The sequence below is a fragment of the Hoeflea sp. CAU 1731 genome (assembly GCF_039888615.1).
Lineage (GTDB): Bacteria > Pseudomonadota > Alphaproteobacteria > Rhizobiales > Rhizobiaceae > Flavimaribacter.
In genome coordinates this window covers 126,481-152,390 of sequence record NZ_JBDQQS010000007.1, presented here as the reverse complement: position 1 = coordinate 152,390, position 25,910 = coordinate 126,481, and the positions used below count along the sequence as shown (strand labels likewise).

Annotated in this window: 24 protein-coding genes; 19 read left to right on the top strand and 5 right to left on the bottom strand. The window is 61.8% G+C overall.

The annotated features are described in order from the left end of the window. The first annotated feature begins 105 nt into the window (after window positions 1–105). The 14 genes from AAFN47_RS13340 to AAFN47_RS13275 all read left to right on the top strand — a co-directional run bounded on the left by AAFN47_RS13340 (window position 106) and on the right by AAFN47_RS13275 (window position 16,625). The gene (locus AAFN47_RS13340) at window positions 106–786 is read left to right on the top strand and encodes a helix-turn-helix domain-containing protein (RefSeq protein ID WP_499809730.1); all 681 of its coding nucleotides are present in this window, start codon (window positions 106–108) and stop codon (window positions 784–786) included. After that, window positions 783–2,387, top strand: coding sequence for an ABC transporter substrate-binding protein (locus AAFN47_RS13335; protein ID WP_499809729.1), 1,605 nt, complete (start codon window positions 783–785; stop codon window positions 2,385–2,387). The genes AAFN47_RS13340 and AAFN47_RS13335 overlap by 4 nt, the downstream gene beginning before the upstream one ends. 99 nt (window positions 2,388–2,486) lie before the next feature. After that, window positions 2,487–3,521 carry an ABC transporter permease gene (locus AAFN47_RS13330; protein ID WP_499809728.1) on the top strand — a complete coding sequence of 345 codons (1,035 nt, stop codon included), beginning with the start codon at window positions 2,487–2,489 and terminating at the stop codon, window positions 3,519–3,521. Continuing rightward, entirely contained in the window at window positions 3,518–4,351 is an 834-nt protein-coding gene (locus AAFN47_RS13325) for an ABC transporter permease (RefSeq protein WP_499809727.1), read from the top strand. Before AAFN47_RS13330 ends, AAFN47_RS13325 begins: the two co-directional genes overlap by 4 nt. After that, entirely contained in the window at window positions 4,348–5,226 is an 879-nt protein-coding gene (locus AAFN47_RS13320; protein ID WP_499809726.1) for an ABC transporter ATP-binding protein, read from the top strand. Before AAFN47_RS13325 ends, AAFN47_RS13320 begins: the two co-directional genes overlap by 4 nt. After that, window positions 5,223–6,050, top strand: coding sequence for an ABC transporter ATP-binding protein (locus AAFN47_RS13315; protein ID WP_499809725.1), 828 nt, complete (start codon window positions 5,223–5,225; stop codon window positions 6,048–6,050). Before AAFN47_RS13320 ends, AAFN47_RS13315 begins: the two co-directional genes overlap by 4 nt. Then, the gene (locus AAFN47_RS13310; RefSeq protein WP_499809724.1) at window positions 6,040–6,549 is read left to right on the top strand and encodes a GAF domain-containing protein; all 510 of its coding nucleotides are present in this window, start codon (window positions 6,040–6,042) and stop codon (window positions 6,547–6,549) included. The genes AAFN47_RS13315 and AAFN47_RS13310 overlap by 11 nt, the downstream gene beginning before the upstream one ends. Then, window positions 6,546–8,618 carry a hydantoinase/oxoprolinase family protein gene (locus AAFN47_RS13305; protein WP_499809723.1) on the top strand — a complete coding sequence of 691 codons (2,073 nt, stop codon included), beginning with the start codon at window positions 6,546–6,548 and terminating at the stop codon, window positions 8,616–8,618. Before AAFN47_RS13310 ends, AAFN47_RS13305 begins: the two co-directional genes overlap by 4 nt. 12 nt (window positions 8,619–8,630) lie before the next feature. Then, window positions 8,631–10,295, top strand: a complete 1,665-nt coding sequence (locus tag AAFN47_RS13300; protein WP_499809722.1) for a hydantoinase B/oxoprolinase family protein — start codon at window positions 8,631–8,633, stop codon at window positions 10,293–10,295. 21 nt (window positions 10,296–10,316) lie between these two features. After that, a complete protein-coding gene (locus AAFN47_RS13295) occupies window positions 10,317–11,144 on the top strand; it encodes an aspartate/glutamate racemase family protein (RefSeq protein ID WP_499809721.1) in 828 nt (275 codons plus the stop codon). 25 nt (window positions 11,145–11,169) lie between these two features. Continuing rightward, window positions 11,170–12,255 carry a M24 family metallopeptidase gene (locus tag AAFN47_RS13290; protein ID WP_499809720.1) on the top strand — a complete coding sequence of 362 codons (1,086 nt, stop codon included), beginning with the start codon at window positions 11,170–11,172 and terminating at the stop codon, window positions 12,253–12,255. A 4-nt stretch (window positions 12,256–12,259) separates the two neighbouring features. After that, on the top strand, window positions 12,260–13,837 hold the full coding sequence (locus AAFN47_RS13285) for a hydantoinase B/oxoprolinase family protein (protein WP_499809719.1): 1,578 nt from the start codon (window positions 12,260–12,262) through the stop codon (window positions 13,835–13,837). Window positions 13,838–13,933: 96 nt separating this feature from the next. Next, the gene (locus tag AAFN47_RS13280; RefSeq protein WP_499809718.1) at window positions 13,934–14,914 is read left to right on the top strand and encodes an ABC transporter substrate-binding protein; all 981 of its coding nucleotides are present in this window, start codon (window positions 13,934–13,936) and stop codon (window positions 14,912–14,914) included. Then, complete coding sequence (locus AAFN47_RS13275) at window positions 14,907–16,625, top strand: ABC transporter permease (protein WP_499809717.1); 1,719 nt, start codon at window positions 14,907–14,909, stop codon at window positions 16,623–16,625. The genes AAFN47_RS13280 and AAFN47_RS13275 overlap by 8 nt, the downstream gene beginning before the upstream one ends. A gap of 164 nt (window positions 16,626–16,789) precedes the next feature. Here AAFN47_RS13275 and AAFN47_RS13270 read toward each other — a convergent pair whose 3' ends face one another. Further along, window positions 16,790–17,815, bottom strand: coding sequence for an ABC transporter ATP-binding protein (locus AAFN47_RS13270; RefSeq protein WP_499809716.1), 1,026 nt, complete (start codon window positions 17,813–17,815; stop codon window positions 16,790–16,792). A gap of 128 nt (window positions 17,816–17,943) precedes the next feature. On the opposite strand from AAFN47_RS13270, the gene AAFN47_RS13265 reads away from it, so the two are divergent. Then, window positions 17,944–18,282, top strand: a complete 339-nt coding sequence (locus AAFN47_RS13265; RefSeq protein ID WP_499809715.1) for a protein tyrosine phosphatase family protein — start codon at window positions 17,944–17,946, stop codon at window positions 18,280–18,282. Window positions 18,283–18,322: 40 nt separating this feature from the next. On the opposite strand, the gene AAFN47_RS13260 is transcribed toward AAFN47_RS13265, so the two are convergent. From AAFN47_RS13260 to AAFN47_RS13245, 4 genes are all read right to left on the bottom strand, one after another. Then, window positions 18,323–19,132: a TerC family protein gene (locus AAFN47_RS13260; protein WP_499809714.1), complete on the bottom strand. Its 810-nt coding sequence runs from the start codon at window positions 19,130–19,132 to the stop codon at window positions 18,323–18,325. A 79-nt stretch (window positions 19,133–19,211) separates the two neighbouring features. Further along, window positions 19,212–20,174, bottom strand: coding sequence for an alpha/beta fold hydrolase (locus AAFN47_RS13255; RefSeq protein WP_499809713.1), 963 nt, complete (start codon window positions 20,172–20,174; stop codon window positions 19,212–19,214). Window positions 20,175–20,213: 39 nt separating this feature from the next. Further along, window positions 20,214–20,957, bottom strand: coding sequence for a DUF6969 family protein (locus AAFN47_RS13250; protein WP_499809712.1), 744 nt, complete (start codon window positions 20,955–20,957; stop codon window positions 20,214–20,216). Between the two features lie 78 nt (window positions 20,958–21,035). Continuing rightward, window positions 21,036–21,224, bottom strand: coding sequence for a hypothetical protein (locus tag AAFN47_RS13245; protein ID WP_499809711.1), 189 nt, complete (start codon window positions 21,222–21,224; stop codon window positions 21,036–21,038). A 259-nt stretch (window positions 21,225–21,483) separates the two neighbouring features. Here AAFN47_RS13245 and ettA point away from each other — a divergent pair, with 259 nt between their 5' ends. The 4 genes from ettA to metF all read left to right on the top strand — a co-directional run bounded on the left by ettA (window position 21,484) and on the right by metF (window position 25,859). Continuing rightward, window positions 21,484–23,133, top strand: a complete 1,650-nt coding sequence (gene ettA / locus AAFN47_RS13240; RefSeq protein WP_499809710.1) for an energy-dependent translational throttle protein EttA — start codon at window positions 21,484–21,486, stop codon at window positions 23,131–23,133. A gap of 34 nt (window positions 23,134–23,167) precedes the next feature. Continuing rightward, a complete protein-coding gene (locus AAFN47_RS13235; protein ID WP_499809709.1) occupies window positions 23,168–23,752 on the top strand; it encodes an MOSC domain-containing protein in 585 nt (194 codons plus the stop codon). Window positions 23,753–23,913: 161 nt separating this feature from the next. Next, window positions 23,914–24,933, top strand: a complete 1,020-nt coding sequence (locus AAFN47_RS13230) for an ArsR/SmtB family transcription factor (protein ID WP_499809708.1) — start codon at window positions 23,914–23,916, stop codon at window positions 24,931–24,933. A gap of 2 nt (window positions 24,934–24,935) precedes the next feature. After that, entirely contained in the window at window positions 24,936–25,859 is a 924-nt protein-coding gene (gene metF, locus AAFN47_RS13225; RefSeq protein ID WP_499809707.1) for a methylenetetrahydrofolate reductase [NAD(P)H], read from the top strand. Window positions 25,860–25,910 lie beyond the last annotated feature (51 nt).

Here is a 25,910-nt window from a genome sequence, read left to right as displayed (position 1 = left end):
TTCAATTTTACTCTGTCCGCCCAAATTTTAGCCTGACTAAAAAACGCTTGACAGAAATTCAAGTCGCCTCCATGATTTTAGTGATACTAAAACCGGAGGCGAAATTTGGTCCGATCCGCTGCAGCCGCTGCCCGTGAAAACGCGCATGATACGCTCGCCCATCGGTTGCGCGAACGCCGCCGGGAGCTGGGGCTGACGCTGAAGGCGGTCGCGGACGCATCCGGATTGTCGGTCGGTTTCATTTCCCAGATCGAACGCGGAATCGCGACGCCATCGCTGAGCTCGCTGGTGGCGGTCTCGCGTATCCTCAAGGTCAATGTCGGCGACTTTCTGACCCAGCCGAGAGGCGATGTGGTGACTAGACAGGCAGAGCGGCCGGTCTATGCGATCAGCGAAAACTCGCTGACCTATGAGCGCATCTCCGCGTCCTTTCCGGGCAACATTCTCCGCAGCGTCATCATCCACGAACCGCCCGGCCATCGCGGCGAGCCGATCTCCCATGAGGGAGAGGAGATGATGTATGTGCTGGAAGGCACGATCACCGTCGAGCTTGACGGCGAACGCACGGTTCTGAAAGCCGGCGACTCTCTTCATTTCCCGTCGACCAGGGTGCATTCCACATGGAATCACGGCGATGCGCCGGCGACGGTCCTGTGGGCGGGAACAATGGATGTCTTTTGCGAGGAACCCACCGTCCCGCTGCACAACGCCAATAACCCAGAAGGCCCGAAAAGGCCCAGGAAAAGGACTGAAACCCAATCCACCAACAGGGGAACTGTAAAATGAACACACTTGCACGGTCACTCACCGCCGCGCTTCTCGGCGCGAGCACGCTCACTCTCGCGGCGGCGGCTCCCGCCCTTGCCGAAACCGTTCTGCGCCTCGACGAGGTCGCGGTCGGCGAACTCGATCCCGGAAAGGCGTCGGACTACGCGGATTCGATCCTCATGTTCAACGTCTACGACACGCTGGTCATGCCGGCGCAGGGCGCGCCCGGGCACGTTCCGCATCTGGCCGAAAGCTGGTCGGCCGACGGCCAGACCTTCACCTTCAAGCTGCGCGACGACGTGAAATTTCAAAGCGGCAATCCCATGACCGCCGAAGACGTCGTCTACTCGCTCGAACGCATGCAGGCGCTCGGACAGGGATTGTCTTATCTTTTCAATGTCGTCGAGAGCGCGGAAGCGATTGACGACACCACCGTCGCCTTCACGCTGAAGGAGCCCTATGCGCCCTTCATCGCATCGATGGTGCGCCTGCCGATCGTCGACAAGAAGCTGGTGATGGAAAATCTCGGCGACGGCGACGGCGAGATGAAGGACTGGGGACAGGCCTTCCTTTCCGGCAACAGCGCCGGCTCAGGCGCCTATACGGTTTCCGCGCACAATCCGCAGCAGGAAACGGTCATGCAGAAGAACCCCGACTATTTCCTGTCGGTTCCTGATGCGGCGCCCGACACGGTGCGCCTGCGCTACGGTCTCGAACCGGCGACCGTACGCACCCTGATCAGCCAGGGGGAGCATGACATATCCTCTCAGTGGCTGCCGCCGGAGGTCATGAAGGCGCTTGCCGACGACGGCGCGCAGCTTTTGACCGAATCGGGCAGCGCCGGATTTTATATCAAGATGAATACGACGAAGCCGCCGCTCGACGATCCGGAATGCCGTCTGGCGCTCTCCAAAGCCTTCGACTATGCATCGTCGATCAAGATGATCGCCATCACCGACAATGTGTCGCAGGGAAGCCCTTCGACCGGCGCAATTCCCGTCGGCATGCTCGGCGCCAACCCGTCGGACGATATCCTGACCTCCGACATGGACGCGGCGAAGAAGCATATGGAAGCCTGCGCCACGGCGCCGGAAGATTTCAATCTCGAAGTGTCCTGGATCGCAGAGGTGCCGCTGGAAGAGCGTTTCGCGCTGCTGATGCAGGCGAATTTCGCCCAACTGGGCGTCAAGTCGGAAATCAAGAAAATGCCGTGGGCCCTGTTCGCAGAGCAGGTGTCCAAGCCAGAAAACACGCCGCATATTTCGCAGCTCTTCGTCAACGCCGTCACCGGCGATCCGGATACGCTGCTCTACGGCATGTATTTCTCCGACGCCGCCGGCACCTGGCAGTCGCCGGAATATCTCGATGACGCCGAGGTCGACGAACTGCTGACGCAGGGGCGCACGATCACCGACGAGGCGGGCCGCGCGGAAGCCTATCACAAGCTCAACCAGCGACTGATGGAGATCGCGCCGACCATCTACGCCTATGATCGCCAGTCGGTCTTCGCCGCCAGCGACCGGGTCAAGGTTCCGGCGTTGTCCGACCCGTCCAAGGCCTTCGGCCTCGACGGCATGGGCTTCACCTTCCGCCTGATGGAAATGCAGGAAGGAAGCTGATCCGGCTTCAGTTCGGCCGGCCTGCTGGCCGGCCGGCGCCTGGATAATCCGCGGTTGGGAGTACCCGCCGCGTCCTCACCTGCTGACAAAAGAAGTTCCATGTCACCCGTCGTCCGGCTCCTCGCGAAGCGGCTTTCGATATCGATCATAGTGCTGATCGGCGTTTCCATGCTGATCTTCACGATCGCCCGGGTCATTCCGGGGGATCCCGCGCGCATCGCGCTTGGGCCTAACGCGACGGCCGAGCAGGTGGAGCAACTCAGACAGAAGCTGCATCTGGAGGATTCGATCTGGGTCCAGTACGGCTATTTCGTGCGCAACCTGGCGCATGGCGATCTCGGCATATCGCTCTATACGAATCGGCCGGTGACGACCGACATCGCCCAGTTTCTGCCGGCTACTCTCGAACTCGTCTTCGTCGCCGGCGTCTTCATGGTGGGCCTCGGCATTCCGCTCGGCATTTTGTCTGCGCGCTACCGCGGCCGCATCGCCGACAATCTCATTCGCGTCGTCTCGCTGCTCGGTGTCTCGGCGCCCAGTTTCGTCTGGGCGGTGATACTGATGCTGCTCTTTGCATTCTTCCTGCCGCTCTTCCCGATAGCAGGCCAGATCTCCGACACGATACCGACGCCGCATCGCGTCACCGGCTTCCTTCTCGTGGATTCCCTGCTCGACGGCGATTTCAAGGCCTTCTTCAACGCGTTGCATCACATCATATTGCCTGCCTTCGCGCTGGCGCTCTCGGGCATCGGCCAGGCGGCGCGGCTGACCCGCGCCAACATGGTCGAGACTTATGACAAGCCTTACATCGAAATGGCGGAATCCTATGGTTTTGCGCCGCGGCGCATCGCCAACAAGTTCGCCTTCCGGCCGTCGCTGATCCCGTCGCTGACAATCATCGGCCTCGATTTCGCGGCGATGCTCGGCAACGCCTTCCTGGTCGAGGCGGTGTTCGCATGGCCGGGGCTTTCGCGCTACGGCGTGCAGGTGATCCTGCGCAAGGATCTTAACGCCATCGTCGGCACGGTGCTCGTCATCTCGGCGATGTTCCTGATCGTCAACATCATCGTCGACCTGCTGATCGCCTACATCAATCCGCGTATCAGGCTCGCCAATAGTGGAGGCCGCTCATGAAGCGCACCTTCCTGATCCTGGCGTCCAATCCGATGTCGCTGTTCGGGCTGATCCTGGTCGGCCTCGTGGTGTTCTCGGCAGTCTTTGCTGATTTCATTGCGCCTTTTCCCGAGCATCGCGGCGCGGTGGTGGATTTCACCAATTTCAACCAACCGCCGCACTGGCCAAACATCTTCGGCACCGACCTCGTCGGGCGCGACCTGTTTTCCCGCATTATCTACGCCTACCGCATCTCGCTGATGCTCGGCGTCGTGGTGCTGGCGATCGCCGTGCCGATCGGCGTGACCGTCGGGCTTGCTGCGGGCTATCTCGGCGGCTGGGTGGATTTCATCCTGATGCGGGTGACCGATGTGTTCCTGTCGATCCCGCCGCTGGTGCTCGCCATGGCGATCATGGGCGTGCTGGAGCCGACGCTGACGAACGGCATGCTGGCGGTGACGACGATGTGGTGGCCCTGGTACGCGAGGCTCGTCTACAATGTCACGCGATCGGAAGCGCAGGAAGGCTATGTTCTGGCGGCGCAGATCATCGGCGCATCGCGGCTCCATATCATGTTCATGGAGATCCTGCCGAACTGCGTTCCGTCGATCGTCACCAAGATGACGCTGGATCTGGGTTTCGTCATCCTGATTGCATCATCGCTGTCCTTCCTTGGCCTCGGCGTGCAGGCGCCGACGCCGGATCTGGGATCGATGGTCGCCGAGGGCGGCAACTACCTGCCGGACAGCTGGTGGCTGACGGTGTTCCCGTCTCTGGCGATCCTGATCGCGGTGTTCGGCTTCAACCTCGTCGGCGACGCGCTTCGCCAGGTGCTGGGGAGCGATCAATGACCGCGCTTCTCGACATTCGCGACCTCTCGCTCTCCTTCCGCGGCTTCGAAGGCGAGAACCGGGTGCTGCACGGCATATCGCTGAATGTCGCCAAGGGCGAGAAGGTGGCGCTGGTCGGCGAGAGCGGTTCAGGCAAGTCGGTGACGGCTCGCATCATCCTGGGGCTTCTGCAGGAACAGCGCTCGACCCGGGTTTCCGGCGCCGTCGAGTTCGACGGACAGGATCTCGAGTCGATGCCCGCAAAGGCGCGGCGCCGGCTGCGCGGAACCGACATTTCGATGATCTTCCAGGATCCGACCTCGTCGCTCAACCCGGTCTATCCGATCGATGTCCAGTTCCACGAGGTGCTGAAACGCCGCGACCCGAAGATCGCGCGGGCCACTGTGCGCGAACGCGCTTCGGACGCGCTGCGCGACGTCTCGATCGAGGATGCGAAACGGGTGCTTGATTCCTATTCGTTCCAGTTGTCCGGCGGCATGAACCAGCGGGTGATGATCGCCATGGCGCTCGCCAACGAGCCGAAGCTGTTGATCGCCGACGAGCCGGGAACGGCGCTGGACGTGACGGTGCAGGCGCAGACGCTACATCTGATGCGCGATCTCGTCGAACGCAAACATACTTCGGTTCTGTTCATTTCCCACAATCTGGGCGTGGTGCGCGAATTCGCCGACCGGGTCTATGTGATCTACAAGGGCAATATCGTCGAGGAGGGGCCGACCCACGCGCTCTTTTCCGATCCCGGTCATCCCTATACGCGCGCGCTGATGGCCGCCGTTCCGAAGATCACCGGCGGCGGTATTCCGGAAATCCCGGACCGGTCGGACAGTTTCTCCGAACCGATCGTGGTGCATCCAGCGACGGAGGCGTCGTCATGACCACGGTCGATCAAACCGCGCCTGTTCTGGACGTGCGAACCGTCTCGAAAACCTTCGTCAGCGGCGAGCACCGGGTCAAGGCGCTGGATACAGTATCGCTGAAGGTGATGCGCGGCCAGTGCGTGGCCGTGGTCGGTGAAAGCGGCTCCGGAAAGAGCACGCTCGCCAATCTTCTGCTTGGCATTCACCAGCCGACGACGGGCGATCTCTATCTTGATGGAAACCTTCTTCCGGGTCATCGCACGCTGCCGCTCAGGCGGATGATCCAGCTTGTGCAGCAGAACCCGCTGTCCTCGCTCAATCCGCGCCGCACGGTCGGCGCCTCGCTGAGGCTGGCGCTTGACGTTCACGATATCGGCGACCGACAGGGGCGCAAGGAGCGCGTCGGCGCGCTTCTGGAGGAGGTCGGCTTGCCGGCCGATTTCGCCGCGCGCTATCCGGCGGCGCTGTCCGGAGGCCAGCGCCAGCGCGTGGCCGTCGCAAGGGCGCTCGCCTGCGAACCGGAAATCGTCGTGCTCGACGAACCGACGTCGGCGCTCGACGTGCTGGTGCAGGCCCGTGTTCTGCGCATGCTCGACGAACTGCGTCACAAGCGCAATCTGACCTATGTTTTCATCACCCATGATCTGGGTGTGGTCCGCAACATCGCGGACCGTGTCGCCGTCTTCGAAAAGGGGAAACTTGTCGAGGAATCCGACACGGAAACGATCTTCACAAATCCTGACAACCCCTACACGCGACGCCTGATCTCGGCCATTCCGATCGTTTCGGACGAGGAAGAGACCCTGCGCCGCTCCCTGATGGAGGAAACGAATGACAGTTGAAGGACTGTTCGACACGTTCTACCGATCGACCGCGAGGTCCGGCGACGAAACCGGCGCTTTCGCGGCTCTGGAAACGCTGGCCGACACGATCGTCGGCGCCAAGCTGTTCACCCTGATGACGTTTGATCGCGCGTCTGGCCAGGCGCGGCGGCTCTACAGCAACATGCCGGACGCCTACCCGATCTCCGGCAAGAAGGACATGGACAGCAGCGACTGGAGCCGTCAGGTCCTGGACGGCCGGCAGAGCTTCGTCGCCAACGATATAGAAGGCATTGCGGAAGTCTTCCCCGATCATGAACTGATCCGGTCGCTTGGTTGCGAATCCGTCGTCAACATTCCTGTGGAAGTCTGCGGCGAGGTTCTCGGCACGATCAACTGCCTTCACGAGAAGGGCTACTACAACGCAGAGAGGGTGGAGGCGGCCGAGGCGCTGAAACTGCCGGGCTCGATCTGCTTTCTCTTGCAACGATTAATCGAAAACAATGGAGTTCAGCAATGACGGGCTCAACCATGCGGGTTGCGACGGATGTCGGAGGAACGTTCACCGATCTCGTCTGCTTCGAAACGGATGAAAACGGCAATGCGATCATCCGGACCGCAAAATCGGACACGACGCCGCCGAATTTCGAGCAGGGCGTGCTGAACGTCCTGGAAAAGGGCGGCGTCGACCCCGCCGAGATCGATTTTCTCGCCCACGGCACCACTGTCGTCATCAATGCGCTGACCGAGCGCAAGGGCGTCAAGGTCGGCCTGATCACCACCGACGGCTTCCGGGACATTCTCGAGATTGCGCGGGGCAACCGGCCCGACTTCTTCAATCTCCACTATCGCAAGCCTGCGCCTTTCGTGCAGCGCTACCTGCGTCGCGAACTGCCCGGCCGCCTGAGCTACAAGGGCGAGGAACTCAAGCCGCTCGACATGTCGGGTCTTGCCGCGATCCTGGATGACTTCCGCGCTGAAGGCGTTGAAGCCGTTGCGGTGTGCTTTCTGCATTCCTACGCAAATCCCGCGCACGAACAGGCTGTGGTCGAAGAGATTGCGAAAATGTGGCCCGAGATCTCAGTCGTGTCCTCGCACCAGATCACCCGCGAATGGCGCGAATACGAACGCACCAACACGGCGGTGCTTTCGGCCTACGTCCAGCCGACGGCGGAGCGCTACCTGAAACGGCTGCAGGACGGGCTCGCCAGCCGCGGTTTTTCGGGCAGCCCCTATATCATGCAGTCAAACTGCGGCGTGGATTCGCTCGAAGCGGTGTCGCGCATTCCCATCACCATGGTGGAATCCGGCCCGGCGTCCGGCTTCTGGGGCGCGGCCGAACTCGGCAAGCTGATCGGCGAGACGAACGTGCTGGCGCTCGATATCGGCGGGACGACCGCAAAATGCTCGCTGATCGAGGACGGGCAGGTCAAGATCATGACCGACTACTGGATCGAGCGCGACCGGACGTCCGCCGGCTATCCGATCATGGTGCCGGTGGTCGATCTCGTCGAGATCGGCAATGGCGGCGGATCGATCGCCTGGGTCGACGATTTCGGCAAGCTGCATGTCGGGCCGCAATCGGCCGGCGCGCTGCCGGGGCCTGCCGCCTATGGTAAGGGCGGAACGGAAGCGACCACCACGGACGCCAATTTGTGGCTTGGCCGGATCAACAGGGATTATTTCTGCGGCGGCGCGATCGACGCCGACATGGAGTCCGCGGGCCGCGCCATCGAGGCGGTCGCCGACAAGCTTGGCGTCGATGCGGCGGAAGCCGCCCGCGGCATCGTGCGTATCGCCAACAACAACATGGTCAACGCGCTGAAGCTCGTATCGCTCAATCGCGGTTTCGACCCGCGCGACTTCACGCTGGTCGCCTTCGGCGGCGGCGGCGCCATGCACGCCGTGGCGCTCGCCTCTGAACTCGGCGTCAAGAAGGTGGTCGTGCCGGCGGGCGCTTCCGTCTTCTCGGCCTGGGGCATGATGATGTCGGATCTCCGGCGCGACTATTTCATTACGCGGCTGGTCGATCTGGAGGCCGGCGGAGCGGACAGCATCGAGTCCCTGTTCGCCGAAACCGAAGAGGGCGCGCGCAAGCAGTTCGCGGATGAGGGGATCGATCCGGCGAAGGTCACCTTCCTGCGCTACGGCAAGTTCCGCTACCAGAACCAGGAACACACGACGGAAGTGCTGCTTCCCGAAGGCGAAGTAACCGATGCGGAAATCGCCAAGATCAGCGATCTTTTCCACGAGACATACGAGCGGGAATACACCTACCGGCTCGATGCGCCGGTCGAGATGGTCGGCATCCATCTGGTCGCGTCCGCCGAGGTCGGCAAGCTGACCATGAAGCCTGAGCCGCTGGGCGACGCCGACGCATCCGCAGCGCTGAAAGGCCGCCGCGAGGTCGATTTCGCGCTCGAAGGCAGCCACGACACTGCGATCTATGACGGGTTGAAGTTGAAGCCGGGAATGAAATTCACCGGGCCGGCGATTATCGAGGATCCGGGCACGACGGTCGTCATCAATCCGGGCTGCGGTGTCGACATCGACGCCTACGGCAATATCCACATCGACATGAAGTCCTGAGGGAGGCGCATTGTGAGCACACCGACGAACGATCCGATCACCCTGGAAATCATCCAGAATTCCCTGCAGGCGACGGCCGACGAGATGTTCGCCGCCATGCGCAAGACGGCGATGAGCTCGATCATCTACGAGGTGCTCGACATGGGCACCGGCATCATGGACGCCAAGGGCATGCTGGCCTCGTCCGGCGCCGGCATTCCGGCCTTCATCGGGGTTCTCGACAAGGCGGTGCAGGTCATTATCGCCAAGTTCGACAAGCCCGGCGACGTCGAGCCCGGCGACGTCTTCTTGACGAACGACCCCTATTACGGCGGCGTGACGCATCTCAACGACATCGTGGTGGCGATGCCGATTTTCGCCGACGGCCGCATCATCGCCTGGACGGCGAACATCGCGCACAATTCCGATGTCGGCGGCATGGCGCCCGGATCGCTGTCCGGCGAGGCGACGGAGATCTTCCAGGAAGGACTTAGGCTTCCCGCGGTCAAGGTCATCTCGAAAGGCGAGCTGATCAAGCCGGTAATGGATATCATCAAGGTCAACTCCCGCATGCCCGATGTGCTGGAAGGCGACGTCTGGGCGGCGATCGCCTCCGTGCGCGTCGGCGACAAGCGGCTGCGCGAGATCGCGGCCAAATACGGCACGGCGACCTTCGAGCGCGCCATGGAATCCTTCATGGATTTCGGCGAGAAAGTGTCGCGCGCGGCGCTTGCCGAACTTCCCCAGGGAACGTTCGAACTGTCGGAAGAGCAGGACGACGGCCGGACCTTCAACGTCAAGATTACCATCGGGCCGGACGAATTCCTGGTCGATCTGCGCGACAATCCCGACCAGTCCAACAATCCGGTCAACACCAGCCGCGATGGCGTGATGGTGGCGGCCCAGATGATCTTCAAATCGCTGACGGATCCCTATTCGCCAGCGAATGGCGGTTCGTTCCGACCGATCAATCTGCTGACGCGCGAAGGGTCGGTCTTCCATGCGAAGGAGCCGGCGCCGATCGGCTTCTATTACGAGATCGAGCTTCGGGTCTACGACATCATGTGGCGATGTCTCGCCGCGCATATGCCGGATCGTCTTGCGGCCGGGCATTTCGCATCCGTATGCGGCACGTTCATCGGCGGGATCCATCCGGACACCGGGCGGCAATACACGATCATCGAACCGCAGCTCGGCGGCTGGGGCGCGAGCCGACAGGGCGACGGCAACAGCGCCGTCTTCTGCGGTTTCCACGGCGAAACCTATAATTGTCCGGCCGAGATCAACGAGGCTCGCAACGGGCTCTATGTCGACCAGCTGCGTCTGAATATGGAGCCGGGCGGCGAAGGCAAGTTCACCGGTGGACGCGGCATCGTGATGGATTACCGGGTGCGCGCCGACAACGGCTTTCTCACCGCCGGCTACACACGGTCAAAATTTCCGGCCTGGGGCGTCGAGGGCGGCCAAGACGGCTCGCCCAATTACGTCGAATTCCGGCCGAAGGAGGGAGAGCCTGAACGCTTCGCCTTCGTGTCGGGTCTCGCCACGCACCGCGACGACGTCATTCGCGTCGTCACCGGCAACGGCGCCGGATTGGGCGATCCGAAGGAGCGCGATCCGGACAAGGTGCGCAGCGACGTGAAGAACGGGCTTCTCAGCGCCGAACGGGCTCTCGAGGTCTACGGCGTCAAGGTCTGAGGTAAAACGGGAGGAATGGACATGGCCAATGCGCCTGTGAAGATCATGTATCTCAACCCGATAGGGCACAGCGGCGATGACGCTATCTTCGCCGACATGGCGCGCGCACGGAAGCTGCCCGGCACGGAGGTGCACGTCGCGTCGCTCCCTGCGACGGACGGCGCGTTTACGCATATCGAGTACCGATCCTACGAGGCGATTGTCACGCGCGGGATCATCCGCGCCGTCCGGGCGGCGGCGCGTGAAGGGTTCGACGCCCTGGCGATCGGCTGCTTCTACGATACGGCGCTGCACGACGCGCGCGAGATTTCCGGCGAGATGGTGGTGACGGCGCCCTGTTTCGCCTCCTGCGAAATCGCCGTGAGCCTCGCCAACCGGTTTGGCGTCATCGTCGGGCGGCGCAAATGGGTCGATCAGATGGAGGGAAATGTCCGCGACTACGGCCACGGCGCCCGGCTTTCGGGATTCTATCACGTGGAGCTCGGGGTCAACGATTTTCAGACAGATCATGGCCGCACCGCGCAATGCCTGCTCGACGCCGGCCGCAAGGCGGTCGAAGACGACTATGCAGAGGCGTTGATTCTCGGCTGCACGCTTGAGGTCGGGTTCTACTCGGAACTGGAAAAACTGCTCGGCGTGCCGGTGATCGATCCATCGATCGCAGTGCTCAAGCGCGCGGAATATGCGGCGCTTCTGAAACGTCAGTGCGGCTGGAAACCAAGCAGGAAATGGTCCTGCGAAGCGCCGTCTGAAGAGGAAATCGCCCGCTTCGGCGGGTTCGACGAGGGCGAGGCCTTCGGCAGCCGCATCGTGGTCGAGGCCACTGCCGCGGTAAGCGAAGCGGCCTGATTGAATCTAGAAGAAGAGGTATGAGATGAGCGAAAAAATGCAAGCTCTGCGCGCGGCGATGGCGCAGAATTCGGTGGATCTGGCGGCGCTCGGACCGGGACCCAACATGCACTGGCTGCTCGGATTCCATCCGCACGCGGACGAAAGACCCTGCATGCTGATGGTTGGTCCGGAGAAGGAGGCCTTTCTGATGCCGGCCCTCAATGCCGAGGGTTCGCGGGAATCGACGGACATTGCGTTCTTCGAATGGGATGACGCGGACGGTCCGGCCGACGCGCTCGATAAGACGCTGGCGCATGTCGGCGCGAAGGGCGCGCGCAACGTCGTCATCGATGAAACGATGCGCGCGGATTTTGCGCTGTCCGTGCTCGACGCGCTGCCAGGCGCCAAACATCACTTTACGGACACGACCGTTGGTCCGCTGCGGATGAAGAAGAGCGAGGCCGAGTCCGCCGAATTGAAGATGAACGCCGGCATTGCCGACAAGGCCATGCAGGCGGCTTTCAACGCCATCCGACCCGGCATGCGCGAGCTGGAAGCGGCCGACATCATCGGCAGGGTTTTCGAAGACCATGGCGCAAAGCCGCTGTTCCGGATCGTCGGCGCCGGCCGAAACGGGGCGTTTCCCCATCACCATACAGGCGATACCGTGATCCGCGAGGGCGACGCCATCGTCATCGATATCGGCGCGCAGAAAGGTGATTTTTCCTCCGACATAACGCGCATGGTGGTGGTGGGCGAAAGTCCTGAAGGGTACGAAGACGTGCACACAGTCGTGGAAGCCGCCGTGCAGGCCGCTCTCGACGCCTCGCGTCCGGGCGCGCGGGCGCGCGACGTCGATCAAGCGGCGCGAGGCGTGATCACAGCTGCCGGATACGGCCCCTATTTCGTCCATCGAACCGGCCACGGCATGGGTATCGAACCTCACGAGCCGCCATGGGTTACGTCGACTTCCGAGACGATCCTCGAACCTGGAATGGTCTATTCCATAGAGCCCGGCATCTACCTGCCGGATCGCTTCGGCCTCCGGCTCGAGGATATCGTCTTCCTGCGCGAGGACGGCCCGGAAATCCTGTCGGAGCTTCCGCGCGACGCATTTCGGGCAGGGTGATGTCATGACGGCCGGAACCACCGATCAGTTCACCGCGTCGGTGATCCAGGCGAGCCTCGTCGCCGCCGCCGACGAGATGTTCGCGGTCCTGCGCAAGACCGCGATGAGCCCGATCATCTACGAGGTGCTCGACGTCGGGACCGGCGTCACCGACGCCGACGGCGAACTGGTGAGTTCCGGCGCGGGCATTCCGACATTCGTCGGCGTCCTCGACAAGGCGGTCAGGCGGATCGTCGAACTGCACGGCAAGGAGACGATTCTGCCGGGCGACATGTACGTGACCAACGATCCCTATTATGGCGGGGTGACGCATCTCAACGACGTGGTCATCGCGCTTCCTGTATTCGCGGACGGAAAACTGATCGCCTGGACGGCCTCGATTGCGCACTGGAACGACATTGGCGGCCGGGTGGCCGGGTCCATGTCGACGGAAGCGAGCGAGATTTTCCAGGAGGGCCTGAGATTGCCCGCCGTCAAGCTGATGCAGGGCGGCAAGCCGATCGCCGCCGTTTTCGACATCATATCCGCCAATTCGAGGCTTCCGGATTTTGCGCGGGGTGACCTCTGGGCGCAGGTCGCAGCCTCCCGCATCGCCGAAAAGCGGCTTGTCGAACTGGTTGCGACCTATGGCGCGGAGGCGTTCGAGGCGGCGCTCGACATGCTCTTCGAGGAAGGCGAACGGCGCGCGAGGGCAGGACTGGCGACGCTTCCGGAAGGGACTTACAACATCGAGGAAGAACAGGATGACGGCGCGATCTGGCGCGCGTCGATTACTGTTTCCGGCGAAGTGTTTACAGTGGATCTGCGCGGCAATCCGGAGCAGCGGGCCGCTCCCTACAACACCAGCCGCGATGGCGCGGTGATTTCCGCGCAGATGATCTTCAAGGCGCTATCCGATCCCACTCTCTTCGCCAACGCCGGGTCGTTCCGGATGCTGGAAGTGCTGACGACGCCCGGCACGATTTTCCATGCGACGGGGGTTGCGCCGCATGGCTATTATTTCGAAACCCGGATCCGGCTCTACGACATGCTGTGGCAATGCATCGCCAGGGCGATGCCGGACCGGTTGCCGGCCGGCCATTTCGCGTCGATCTGCGGCACGGTGATCGCCGGACAGCACCCGGATCACGGTCGCCGCTTCACCATGGTGGAGCCGCAGATGGGCGGCTGGGGCGCGACGACAGAAAGTGATGGCCTCGACGCCATGTATTCGTGCAGTCACGGCGAGACCTTCAATTGCCCGGTCGAGATCGCGGAGACGCGCTATGGTCTCGATGTCGAATACAAGACGCTCAACGATAGCGGCGAGGGTTCCGGTCTTCACAAGGGCGGCAAGGGACTGTCGCTCGCCTACACGCTAAGGGGCCCGGCGCTGCTTTCCGCCGGCTACAGTCGCACCAGGCAGCCGGTCTGGGGGCTGAATGGCGGTGAAGCGGGCGGAACGAATGGATTTGCGATCCGCCGCCGCGACGGGACGACGACCGATCATGCATTCGCAAGCGGCGTGGAACTTGAGGCTGGAGACACGATCCTGATCCATACGGCCAATGGCGGCGGATGGGGGAAGCTTCAATCGCAGTGAATGGCCGTTATGCCACCCACTGAAATATGAACGTCATACTCGCGGTTTAACCAGAGCGGAACAGATCATTTTCCGACAAACCACGAGGACGATTCCATGAAAAGACTTGCACTGTCTCTCGTTGCCGCCGCGGTGATCGCCGGCCAGGCAATGGCCCAGGATGTATCCGGCAAGCTGGTGCTCTACACATCGCAGCCGAACCAGGACGCCCAGGCGACCGTCGACGCCTTCAAGGCGAAATATTCGGACGTCGATGTCGAGTGGATTCGCGACGGCACAACGAAGGTGATGGCGAAGCTGCGAGCCGAGTTCGAAGCCGACGCGCCGCAGCCGGATCTGCTTCTGATCGCCGACATGGTCACCATGGAAGGCCTGAAGCAGGAAGGTCGTCTGATGGCCCACGCAGACGCCGACATCTCTGCCTACGACCCGGCGATCATGGACGACGACAAGACCTATTTCTCCACCAAGCTGATCACGACCGGCATTGTCTACAACGCCGACGCGCCGATGAAGCCGACATCCTACAAGGATCTCCTCAAACCCGAAGCCAAGGACAAGCTGGCCATGCCTTCGCCGCTCACGTCTGGCGCCGCGACGATCCACATGGCCGCGATCACCGCCCATCCGGAGCTTGGCTGGGATTTCTATGAAGGCCTGGCCGAGCAGGGCGCCAACCCGCAGGGCGGCAACGGCGGCACATACAAGGCGATCGCCGGCGGCGAGAAGCTGTACGGTTTCGTCGTCGATTTCCTGCCGATCCGCAACAAGCTGGACGGCGCGCCCGTCGAATTCGTGTTCCCGACCGAAGGCGTATCGGCTGTGACCGAACCGGTGGCGATCCTGTCGACCGCCAGGAACCCGGCGGCGGCCAAGGCGTTCGTCGATTTCCTGATCTCGAAGGAAGGCCAGGAACTGGCGTCGAGCCAGGGCTATTTGCCGACGCATCCGGACGTCGCTCCGCCGGAAGGCTTTCCAGCCCGCGACCAGATCAAACTTCTGCCGTTCGATCCCGCCGATGCGCTGGAAAACGATACGCAGAACAAGATGAAGTTCACCGAGATGTTTGGTGGCTGACGGCCAAACAAGTATAAAACTGCTGGACGGCGAGGGGCTAACCCTCGCCGTTCTTGTTTTCATAGCGGCGATCCTGTTCGGGCTGCCGCTCTATCTGCTATTGAAAACCGGTCTTTCCGGAGACGCAGGCTGGTCGCTGACGCCGGTTTACGAGGCGCTTCAAAGCCGCTCTGTACTGCGGGCGCTCTGGAATTCGCTCGAAAGCAGCTTTCTTTCCGCGCTTCTGGCGCTGTTCATCGGCGCGGTGCTGGCGCTGATCGTCGGCCTTACGGATGTTCGGTGGAAGGCGGTGACCGTTTTTTTGATCCTGCTGCCGATGATGATCCCGCCGCATGTGACGGCGATTGCATGGATTCAGGCGCTTGGGCCGTCCAGCCCGGTTCTGCGCTGGCTGGGCCTTGCGCCGGAACTCGGCAGCACGCATCCGATCTATTCGCGCGAGGGGCTGGTCTTCCTGCTCGCCGTCCAGCATTCGCCGCTCGTGTTTCTGGTCGTTCGCGCGGGCCTACGCGGACTGCCGCGTGACCTTTTCGATGCAGCGCGCGTGAGCGGTGCCGGCGCGCTGATGCTGGGCCACAGGATATTGCTGCCGCTGCTCCTGCCCTCCCTCGTGGCCGGCTTCGCGCTCGCTTTCGTTTCGGCGCTCGGCAATTTCGGCATCACCGCGCTGATCGGCATTCCGGCGCGATACACGACCCTGCCGGTGCTGATCTGGCGGCGGTTGGCGAGCTTCGGGCCTGATGTGCTTGGCGACGTTGCGGTGCTGGCTGTGATCGTTGCGATCGTGGCGATTTTTGCCGTCACGATGCAGATCCTTTGGCAAAACCGGACGCGGCTTGGCCTTGTCGGGCAAAGCGGCCGGCCGCTGGAGATCGCGCTCGGACGCTGGCGACCGGCGATGGAAATCCTGCTCGCCGCGGTGATCGCGGTGTCGCTTGTTCTGCCGCTGTCCTCGCTGATCGCCACTTCGCTGGTGAAGACCTATGGTTTGCCGCTGGCATTCGAGACATTCACGCTCGACAATTTTGCCGAGATCCTGTTCCGGCAGTCCGTGACCGTCAGGGCATTTGTTAATTCGACACTGATCGCCGGCTGCGCGGCCGCGCTGCTTGCCTTCTTCGCCATCCTGATCGGCTACTACATGCACAAACGCGGACGAAGCCGATGGCTTGCCGGCGGCGTGGCCGGTATGGGCGACATCGCCTACGCCATTCCCGGACTGGTGATATCGATCGGCTTCATCCTCGCCTTCATCCGGCCGCTGCCGCTGATCGATCGCTCGCTCTACGGAACGAGCGGGATCATCCTCATCGCCTATCTCTGCGCATTCTTCGCCATTGCGCTGAAGCCTGTCGGCGCGGCCTACGCCCAGCTTGATCGTTCGCTGGACGACGCGGCGCGCGTCTCCGGCGCACGCTTTTATCTGCGCATTCGATCGGTGTTCTTTCCACTGATTTTGCCGGCCGCGGCGTCGGGCGCGATCCTGGTGTTCCTGACCGCCTACAACGAGGTGACGGTGTCGGCGCTTCTGTGGTCGACCGGCAACGAGACCATTGGCACGACGATCTTCAACTACGAGGACGGCGGCTACACGACGCTCGCCTCGGCGATGGCGAGCCTCACGGTGCTGGCGACCATCGTCCTGATGCTCGGGCTGAACCTTGTCTCCGGAAGACTGCCGGCCGGAGTGATACCCTGGCGCAACGACTGAGCAGGTTATCGCATTACCCACCCGCGCAGACGCGCGGGCCGCTGGATGCCGGATCAAGTGCAGCATGAGGGTAAACATATGGAAATATTGGAGTATTCTACTTCATTGCGGGATTGACGCGCAATCCAGGAAGAAGCCAGCTCACTTTGTGCCGAGAAGCGAATTCAGTCCGGCAGAAGCCAGGCCGACCGGATCGCGACCGGAACGGTGTCGCCGGGCTTTGCCTTGTGATCGAGCACCAGCGGAAGCGCTTCGTCGACGCCGTCGACTGTCAACCGGGCTTCCCACACGCCGCCGCGATAGGCGATGGACTTGATGCGGGTGTCAAGTCCGTCCGCGTCGACCGTCACATCTGCAGGGCGGATCACCGCGCGCGCCGCGCGGCCTGTCTTGTCGCGGGTTTCGACGCGAACGGGTTTGCCCGCAATCATCGCCGCGCCATTGCCGTTGTAGAGCGCCGGGACGATCGCGCTTTGACCGATGAACCGAGCGACCTTTTCGCTTTCCGGGAACCGGTAGATGTCGTCCGGCGCGCCGACCTGCAGGAAGCGGCCGTTTTCCATTACGGCGATCCGGTCGGCGAGCGTCATGCCTTCGCGCTGGTCGTGGGTGATGAAGAGCGTGGTGGCTCCGGCCATCCTGTGGAAGGCGGCCAGCTCTTCCTCCATCGAGGATCTGAGATGCGGATCGAGATTGGCGAGCGGTTCGTCCATAAGTATGGTGTCTGCATTGCCGGCAAGACAACGGGCAAGGGCGACGCGCTGACGCTGACCGCCCGAGAGTTCGGACGGTTTGCGTCCTTCGAAACCGGTCAGCGAGACGGCGCTGATCTGACGCGCGGCGATATCCTGGGCCTTTCGTTTGCCAAGGCCGGCGGCCTTGACCGGAAAGGCGACATTGTCGACGACCGTCATGTGCGGCCACAGCGCGTAGGACTGGAAAACCATTCCGACGCGGCGCTCTTCCGGCGGCAAATGCAGGCCGGGGCCTGCGACAGGTCTGCCGTTGATCAGAATTTCGCCGGAATCCAGCGTCTCAAGTCCGGCGATCAGTCGCAGCAGGGTTGTCTTGCCGCACCCCGAAGCGCCGAGGATAACGAAGAATTCTCCGTCTGCGATATCCGCCGAGACGTCGTTGACGGCGGCGTGCTTGCCGAAAGTCTTGACTGCCGATCGTATCGATACCGACAAAACGTGCTCCAGTGTTGCGCCAATCGGGTCCGGGTACGAAATTTGTTCTTCAATTTTGTGACAGGTCTGGCGGCGGGCGGCAATTCCAGTTTATAAGTCCCTCGTTTCGCAAAAGCGTGAGGTCGATCATGGACATACGACAAATCAACGAGGAATATTCGGTTGCGGGCCAGATCAGCGTGGACGATCTGGAGGCCATCAAGGCCGCCGGATTCAAGTCCATCGTGTGTCATCGCCCCGATGGCGAAACAGCCGGACAGCCTGACTTCGCAGAGATCGAGAAGGCGGCGAAAGCGCTTGGCCTGGAGATGCGGCACGTTCCGGTCGGGTCGACGGGCGTGGGTTTTGAGCAGGTGCAGGCGTTCGTCGACGCGCTCGACGAACTGGACCGCCCGATGCTCGGCTACTGCCGTTCCGGCGCGCGCTCCACAGCGATTTACCAGCAGACATTGCACATCCGGAACTGAGCTTAAAGGTCGGGGCGCAAGCGCCCCGACGCGACAGCAATCAGGCGATACGCTCCCTTTCGGCGCGGGCCTTGGCCCGCTTCTCCGACAGTATGCGTTGCTGATAACGCCCCTGCACGACTTCGACCGCCACCAGGGTGAACAGGACGAAGTAGAAGGTGGATTTGGCCATCGGCTCGATGGCGTATCCGAAGAAGTGCAGATGGCCGATATGGCCGCCGTCCGACATCAGCATGAAGCCGACGAGCAGCAGAACGAACAGACCGAGCACCTCGTACATGCGGTTTTTCTGCAGGAAATTGGCGACCGTATCCGCCATCAGCACCATGAGCCCGCCGGAAACCACGATCGCGGCGGTCATGACGAAGAAATGATCGGTCAGCGCCACGGCCGAAAGCACCGTGTCGAAGGAGAAGATCACATTCATGACGACGATCCAGAACAGGGCCGCGCGCACTGTTCGGCGCGTATACTCCAGCTCGTGATGCTCAAGGTCCTCGACGCCGATCATGTGGTAGATTTCCTTCATCGCCGTGTAGATGAGGAAGACGCCGCCGGCGAGCACGATCAGCGAGTGACCGCTGATTTCTCCGGATATCCATGGATGGTCGAGAACGAAAAGCGGCGCCTGCAGCACTTTGATAAGCTGAAGCACGACGAAGAGCAGTATGATCCTGAACACGAGCGCCAGGATAATCCCGACCCTCCTGACCCAGGACTGGCGCGCCGGATCCACCTGCTTCGCCTCGATCGAGATGTAGAGCAGATTGTCGAAACCGAGCACCGTCTCCAGCGCGGTCAGGATGAGAAACGTCGTGAGATTGTCGAGGGTGAAGAGATCAGCCAGCATGGGCGGCTCCGCTTTAGGTGTGGTCGTGACTGGATGTTAGCAAAGTGAACCGGAAAAGAACACTCGCAAGGCGTAACGCTCAAGCGAGCTCCGGGATCCCTTCGGCCCACGAAACGAAGTCGATCATCACCTGGCGGGCGCCGGGCTCGGCCGTTTCGTTCAATGTTTCGTGTCGCATATTCTCGTAGATGCGGGAGGAGACCTTTTCCATTCCGGCCGCCTGCATGCGCTTTGCCACAACTTCGATCGCCTTGCCGTTTTCCACGCCCGCGTCCTGTCCGCCTCCGGTCAGGTAGACGGGAAGTTTTTTCGGCAGGACCTGGAGCATCTTGGGATCGGCGGCGCGCAGATTCATGGCGATAACGTCCCGCCACATCGATATGGAGACCTGCTCAGAACCCGTGCAAAGCGGGTCGGCCGCGTAGGCGGCGTTCGATTCGGCATTGTGGGAGAGCCAGTCCTCGTAGATCTTCCGGTCTTTGATCTTTGCGGCCCAGGCGTCGATCGTAAGTTTTTGCAGGATGCGGCTTGGCGTGTCGGAGCCCTTGAGCATGCGTTCTGCGCTGAGGATCGCCAACGCCGTCCGCGCGGGAAGACCGGCAGCAAAGCCATGGTTCCATGCTGCGAGACCGGCCTGGCGGCCGGGATGAGACAGGGCGAAATTGAAGGCGATGGCCGCTCCCATCGAATGACCGAATGTGATCACCGGAACATCCGCGTAACGCTGCCGTGCATGCTCGTTGACAGCAAGAACATCGGCGATCACCAGCTTCCAGTTTTCGCCAGACGGTCCCTTGCCGAACATGCCGACGGATATACCCGGAGCGACCGTTTCGCCATGGCCGCGATGATCGTGGGCGTAGACGGCGAAACCGCGCTTGGCGAGAAACGACGCGAAATGCGCGTATCGGCTGGCGTGCTCTCCCATGCCGTGATTGATCTGCACGATCGCGCGACAGTCCTGCACAGGCTTCATATGCAGGAGATTGAGCGTTGCTTGCGTGGGCGACTCAAGGCTGCTTTTTTCGTCGAAATCAGGCATGGCCGGACAATGCCCGCAGGCGCTGCCGAAAACAACTGTTTATTCGCCAGCGGCGAGGGCGTTTTCTATGCCGTCGATCTGGGAGCCGAGATCGAATTCGAAGGAGGACAACGCCTCGACGGACGTGTCTTCCGAAAAGCCTTCCGGATCCTGCCTGCGCATCGCCTCGATCGCCTTGTCGCGTTCGATCAGGCTCCATTCGATCTGCGGCCGGAAAAGTTGTAGGGCCGCCTTCAGCCAGCGCGTCGTCAAGGCGTATTCGTCGTTGTCGAGGTCGAAATAGTCGAGAAGCCGGATGACTTCTTCGGCCGGGTACTGCCATTCCGCCGCAACCCATCGATTTGTGGTGAAGACGCGTATCGGGGTTCCGGAGTGGTCGAAAGAGATCGCGACGAGATGGCACAGGCCGCCATTCTCGAAATCGGGCTCGGGCGGCAATGCGATCGGTTCGACGCCCTCAGCGACATGTTCCGTGTAAACGAACAGATGAAAGTGACCGTGTTCGGTCCAGGGCCGCGCTTCCTTGTCCTCGGCATGGGCGTGATAGAACCACACCGCGCCGTTCTTCTTGTCGCGCACGTCTCCCGGCGGATAATGCTGCCACATGGTGAAGGGATCGGGGGAGGTGGAGCCCAGCACGTCGATGAGGATGTGCTTTTCCTGCAGCGCCGCCTCCTGAAGCACGCCGATCATGTCGTCGGCCGCTTTTTGCATTGCGAGCAGCCTGTCTTTGGGCAGGCTTGCGAAATCGATGCTGGCCTTGTCGCGTATCGTGATGTTCATCTGTCCGGGTCCGCTACGCTTTGGTTATGCCAGAAATTGCTGGGAGCCGAAAGATACGGCTCCCGGCATAGTACCGATTTAGTCTTTTTTCGCGCCGCAAGCACCACATGCGCCACAAGCGCCGCAGACTTTTTCCTTTTTCGATCCGCAGGCGCCGCAAGCGCCGCATGCGCCGCAGGAAGACCAGGCCGGGGTCGCTGCGACTGCAGCCGTCAGTCCGCCGCCAACGATCATCATTGCGAGTGCTTTTCTGGATTTGCCGTTCATGAGTATCTCCTCTGGAAACTACCGAAATCAGTTTCGGCACGCGCAATCTAGATGATCATTTCCTCACCTTTTCTCACGATGGCCACGAACAAATTCACGCTTTTGCGAGAGTGAAGTGAAGTGGGAGCGGATTTCGACCATGCAGCGGCGTCGTCTCGCCAGCATCGAATTTATATTTCAATATGCTTTCAATTTACCGCGTCTCGCACTACAAGCAGCCGAAATTCCGAGCAATCAGTCACGAGGAAACACGCGCGCCATGGCACGCCAGTTCATCTACCATATGGCCGACCTCAACAAGGCCTATGGCTCCAAGAAGGTTCTTGAAAACATCCACCTGTCTTTCTATCCCGACGCCAAGATCGGCATTCTGGGTCCGAACGGCGCGGGAAAGTCCACTGTGCTGCGCATCATGGCGGGGCTGGACACCGAATATACGGGCGAAGCCTGGGTCGCGGAGGGCGCGACCGTCGGCTATCTGCCGCAGGAGCCGCAGCTCGACGAAACGAAGACGGTCGCCGAGAACGTCATGGAAGGCGTCGCGGAGAAGAAAGCGATCGTCGACCGCTACAACGAACTGATGATGAACTATTCCGACGAGACGGCGGACGAGGGCGCCAGGCTCCAGGACATCATCGACGCGCAGAACCTTTGGGATCTCGACAGCCAGGTCGAAATGGCGATGGACGCGCTGCGCTGTCCGCCCGGCGAAAGCGCGGTCGACAATTTGTCCGGCGGTGAAAAGCGCCGCGTCGCGCTGTGCAAGCTGCTGCTCTCCCAGCCAGACCTGCTGCTGCTCGACGAGCCGACCAACCACCTGGACGCAGAAACGATCGCCTGGCTCGAAAAGCACCTGCGCGAATATCCGGGCGCCGTGCTGATGATCACCCATGATCGCTACTTCCTCGACAACGTCACCGGCTGGATCCTCGAACTCGACCGGGGCAGGGGCATTCCCTATGAGGGCAACTACTCCGCCTATCTGCAAGCCAAGGCCAAGCGGCTGGTGCAGGAAGGCCGCGAGGAGGCCAACCGCCAAAAGGCCATGGCGCAGGAACAGGCCTGGATATCATCCAGTCCGAAGGCGCGGCAGGCGAAATCCAAGGCGCGTATCCGCGCCTATGACGAACTGGTGGACGCTGCCGACGATCGCCGCCCGGGCGATGCGCAGATCATCATTCCTGTCGGTGAGCGCCTCGGCAACCAGGTGATCGACGTGGAGGATGTCAGCAAGGGCTATGGCGAGCGGCTGTTGATCGACGATCTGAGCTTCAAGCTGCCGCCGGGCGGCATCGTCGGCGTGATCGGCCCGAACGGCGCCGGCAAGACGACGCTGTTCCGGATGATCACCGGTCAGGAAAAGCCCGACGACGGCGAGGTGACGATCGGCGAGACCGTCGATCTCGGCTATGTCGACCAGAGCCGCGACGCGCTCGACGCCAGCAAGACCGTCTGGGAGGAAATCTCCGGCGGCAACGATATCATCAAGCTCGGCAAGCACGAGGTCAATTCGCGCGCCTACTGCTCCAACTTCAATTTCAAAGGCGGCGACCAGCAGCAGAAAGTCGGCACGCTTTCCGGCGGACAGCGTAACCGGGTGCATATGGCGAAGGTTCTGAAGCAGGGCTCCAACGTCATCCTGCTCGACGAACCGACCAACGATCTGGACACCGAAACGCTGGCCGCGCTCGAGGACGCACTGGAAAATTTTGCAGGCTGCGCCGTGATCATCAGCCACGATCGCATGTTCCTAGACCGGCTGGCGACGCATATCCTGGCCTTCGAAGGCGACAGCCATGTGGAGTGGTTCGAAGGAAACTTCGAAGATTACGAGAAGGACAAGATCCGCCGCCTCGGACCGGATTCCGTCAATCCGAAACGGGTCACCTACAAGCGGTTGACGCGGTAGGGGCCTTTACTCCGTCAAAAAAAGTGAGCCGACCATGGACATCATTCCCTCGCGCAAGATCAGCGGTGTTGTCGCCGGCGTTTTCGCCGCGCTTGGCGATACATTCACCACCGAGCCAGTGGATCGGCTGGAACTGAGCTATGAAGGCATCGCAGGCGATCACCACGCCGGCATCCTTCGCAAATCCGGATCGCGCGAGCCCTGGTATCCGCGCGGCACCGAGATGCGCAATGAGCGGCAGCTGACGATCCTGTCGCCGGAGGAACTGGCCGAGACCGCCGCGATCATGGAGATCGAGCGGATCGCGCCCGAATGGATCGGCGGCAACATCACGATCGACGGGATCGCCAGCCTGTCGATGCTGCCGGCGGCGACGCTTCTGTTTTTCGAGGGCGGCGTGACTCTCAAGGTCGATTTCCAGAACGGGCCATGCAGGATATCGGGCAACGCCATCGCCGATCACTATCCGGACAAGGACCGCACGACCCTGTCACTGGGTTTCGTGCCGGCGGCCAAGCGCAAGCGCGGTCTGCTTGGCTGGGTCGAGAAGCCGGGTGTGATTGAGCCTGACGAAAAGATGTACGCTCAACTGCCCGAACAGTGGATCTACACCGGCTGACGAGAGCCGCGCCGCGGATTCTGTTTGCGCCACACAATATTGCTGTTGCGACACGCATCGAAATCATATAAAGATATGTTTATGTGATTGAATGAAGTCGTGGCGTTGATTGCAGATTGGGACGAAGGTCCAGTCGAGCGCTTCGACCGAAACGGGAAACGATGCTCGACAGTCGAAAACTCAGCCTGGACAGGACTGTGGACGTGCTCAAGGCCGCTGGCGAGCCGACGCGCATGCGCCTGCTTGCGCTGATGCTTGAAGGCGATCTGACCGTGACCGACATGACCGAAATCCTGGGCCAGTCGCAGCCGCGCATTTCCAGACATCTCAAACTGCTCGGCGAAGCGGGACTGGTGGAGCGCTACCAGGAAGGCGCCTGGGCGTATTTTCGCCTCGCATCCGAGGGGCTTGCCGGCGAATTGGCGCGCCAGGTCATTCAAAGCGTTTCCCCGGCCGATGCGCTTCTGCAAAGGGACGGGGAACGGCTGGAGGCGGTTAAGGCCGCCCGCGCGGCGCGCGCGCAGGAATATTTCAGCCGCAACGCGGCAAGCTGGGACGAATTGCGCTCCCTGCATGTGTCCGACGAGCAGGTCGAGGCGGCGCTGGTCGAACTGGTCGGTTCGACGCCCTTTGATTCCATGCTTGATCTGGGAACCGGCACGGGACGCATCCTGCAGCTTTTTTCCGGCCTTTACCGGCGCGGCATCGGCGTCGACGCCAGTCGCGACATGCTGGCTGTCGCCCGCGCCCATATCGACAGGGAAGGCGTGTCCCACGCCTCCGTGCGTCATGCGGATATTCTCAACCTGCCGCTTGATCGCGATTCCTTCGACCTCGTCACGATCCATCAGGTGCTGCATTTTCTGCAGAATCCGGAAGATGCGATTGTCGAGGCCGCGCGCATGCTTGCGCCCGGCGGACGCATGATCGTCGTGGATTTCGCGCCGCACGAACTCGACGTCCTGCAGAAGGAACACGCCCATGTTCGTCTCGGCTTCGCGTCCGATGTGATGTCGGGCTGGCTGAAGGACGCGGGGCTGACGGTCGAAAAGACAGTCGGCCTGACGCCCGGCAAGAACAGCGGCGAGAAACTGACGGTAACAATATGGCTCGCCCGCGATCCGCGTCTGCTGATCGCCGACGACGCCGCACTCTCACCCCAAGCGAAAGGAACTGCCTGATCATGTCCACATTGCACAGATCGGCCCCGGCTCTGCTCGGCAAAGCCATGAACGTATCGTTCGAATTCTTCCCGCCGCGCAGCGGCGATATGGAAAGCCAGCTTTGGGAAAGCGTCATGCGGCTTGCGCCGTTCAACCCGGATTTCGTTTCGGTTACCTATGGCGCAGGCGGCTCGACGCGACAGCCGACGCTTGCGACGGTTCGTCGCCTGCTTTCGGAAACCGAGCTGAAGCCGGCGGCTCATCTGACCTGCGTGAACTCGACGCGGGACCAGGTCGACGCGGTTGCGCGTGAATTCTGGAACGCCGGCGTGCGGCACTTCGTGGCGCTGCGCGGCGATTCACCCGACGGCGTCGGCAAGCGCTATCGTCCGCACCCCGACGGCTACGGAAACGCCGCCGAACTGGTGGCCGGGCTTAAGGCCTTCGCTGATTTCGAGATATCCGTGTCGGCCTATCCGGAAAAGCACCCCGAAAGTCCGGATTTCATGACCGATATCGACATGCTGAAACGCAAGGTTGACAACGGCGCGACGCGGGCGATCACCCAGTTCTTTTTCGACAATGACAGCTATGAGCGGTATGTCGAGCGGGTGCGCCGGGCCGGAATCTACATTCCGATCGTGCCGGGCATTCTGCCGATCCACAATTTCGGTCAGGTGGCGGAGTTCGCCGGCAGGTGCGGCGCCTCGATACCCGACTGGCTTGCGAAACGCTTCGAGGGGCTGGACAACGATCCGCAGACCCGGGCGCTGGTGTCGGCTACGGTCGCGGCGGACCAGGTCATGGATCTCGTTGAGCGCGGCGTGCAGGATTTCCATTTCTATACGATGAACCGGGCGCAGCTCGTCTATGCGATCTGCCATCTTCTGGGGCTGCGCGCTCCGGTGACAGGGACCCCGGTGACCGGCAACGCCGCCGCGTAGCTGATTTTATTAATATCCCGGAAATGAGCACGGGGGTGGCTTGCGCCACCC

Excerpts from the sequence above, each read along its gene's own strand:
- metF (WP_499809707.1), top strand. The coding sequence starts at position 24,936 with ATGTCCACATTGCACAGATCGGCCCCGGCTCTGCTCGGCAAAGCCATG.
- AAFN47_RS13250 (WP_499809712.1), bottom strand. The coding sequence starts at position 20,957 with ATGAACATCACGATACGCGACAAGGCCAGCATCGATTTCGCAAGCCTG.
- AAFN47_RS13325 (WP_499809727.1), top strand. The coding sequence starts at position 3,518 with ATGAAGCGCACCTTCCTGATCCTGGCGTCCAATCCGATGTCGCTGTTC.
- AAFN47_RS13315 (WP_499809725.1), top strand. The coding sequence starts at position 5,223 with ATGACCACGGTCGATCAAACCGCGCCTGTTCTGGACGTGCGAACCGTC.
- AAFN47_RS13290 (WP_499809720.1), top strand. The coding sequence starts at position 11,170 with ATGAGCGAAAAAATGCAAGCTCTGCGCGCGGCGATGGCGCAGAATTCG.
- AAFN47_RS13310 (WP_499809724.1), top strand. The coding sequence starts at position 6,040 with ATGACAGTTGAAGGACTGTTCGACACGTTCTACCGATCGACCGCGAGG.
- AAFN47_RS13265 (WP_499809715.1), top strand. The coding sequence starts at position 17,944 with ATGGACATACGACAAATCAACGAGGAATATTCGGTTGCGGGCCAGATC.
- AAFN47_RS13305 (WP_499809723.1), top strand. The coding sequence starts at position 6,546 with ATGACGGGCTCAACCATGCGGGTTGCGACGGATGTCGGAGGAACGTTC.
- AAFN47_RS13245 (WP_499809711.1), bottom strand. The coding sequence starts at position 21,224 with ATGAACGGCAAATCCAGAAAAGCACTCGCAATGATGATCGTTGGCGGC.
- AAFN47_RS13330 (WP_499809728.1), top strand. The coding sequence starts at position 2,487 with ATGTCACCCGTCGTCCGGCTCCTCGCGAAGCGGCTTTCGATATCGATC.
- AAFN47_RS13285 (WP_499809719.1), top strand. The coding sequence starts at position 12,260 with ATGACGGCCGGAACCACCGATCAGTTCACCGCGTCGGTGATCCAGGCG.
- AAFN47_RS13335 (WP_499809729.1), top strand. The coding sequence starts at position 783 with ATGAACACACTTGCACGGTCACTCACCGCCGCGCTTCTCGGCGCGAGC.
- AAFN47_RS13280 (WP_499809718.1), top strand. The coding sequence starts at position 13,934 with ATGAAAAGACTTGCACTGTCTCTCGTTGCCGCCGCGGTGATCGCCGGC.
- AAFN47_RS13235 (WP_499809709.1), top strand. The coding sequence starts at position 23,168 with ATGGACATCATTCCCTCGCGCAAGATCAGCGGTGTTGTCGCCGGCGTT.
- AAFN47_RS13230 (WP_499809708.1), top strand. The coding sequence starts at position 23,914 with ATGCTCGACAGTCGAAAACTCAGCCTGGACAGGACTGTGGACGTGCTC.
- AAFN47_RS13320 (WP_499809726.1), top strand. The coding sequence starts at position 4,348 with ATGACCGCGCTTCTCGACATTCGCGACCTCTCGCTCTCCTTCCGCGGC.
- AAFN47_RS13295 (WP_499809721.1), top strand. The coding sequence starts at position 10,317 with ATGGCCAATGCGCCTGTGAAGATCATGTATCTCAACCCGATAGGGCAC.
- AAFN47_RS13260 (WP_499809714.1), bottom strand. The coding sequence starts at position 19,132 with ATGCTGGCTGATCTCTTCACCCTCGACAATCTCACGACGTTTCTCATC.
- ettA (WP_499809710.1), top strand. The coding sequence starts at position 21,484 with ATGGCACGCCAGTTCATCTACCATATGGCCGACCTCAACAAGGCCTAT.
- AAFN47_RS13255 (WP_499809713.1), bottom strand. The coding sequence starts at position 20,174 with ATGCCTGATTTCGACGAAAAAAGCAGCCTTGAGTCGCCCACGCAAGCA.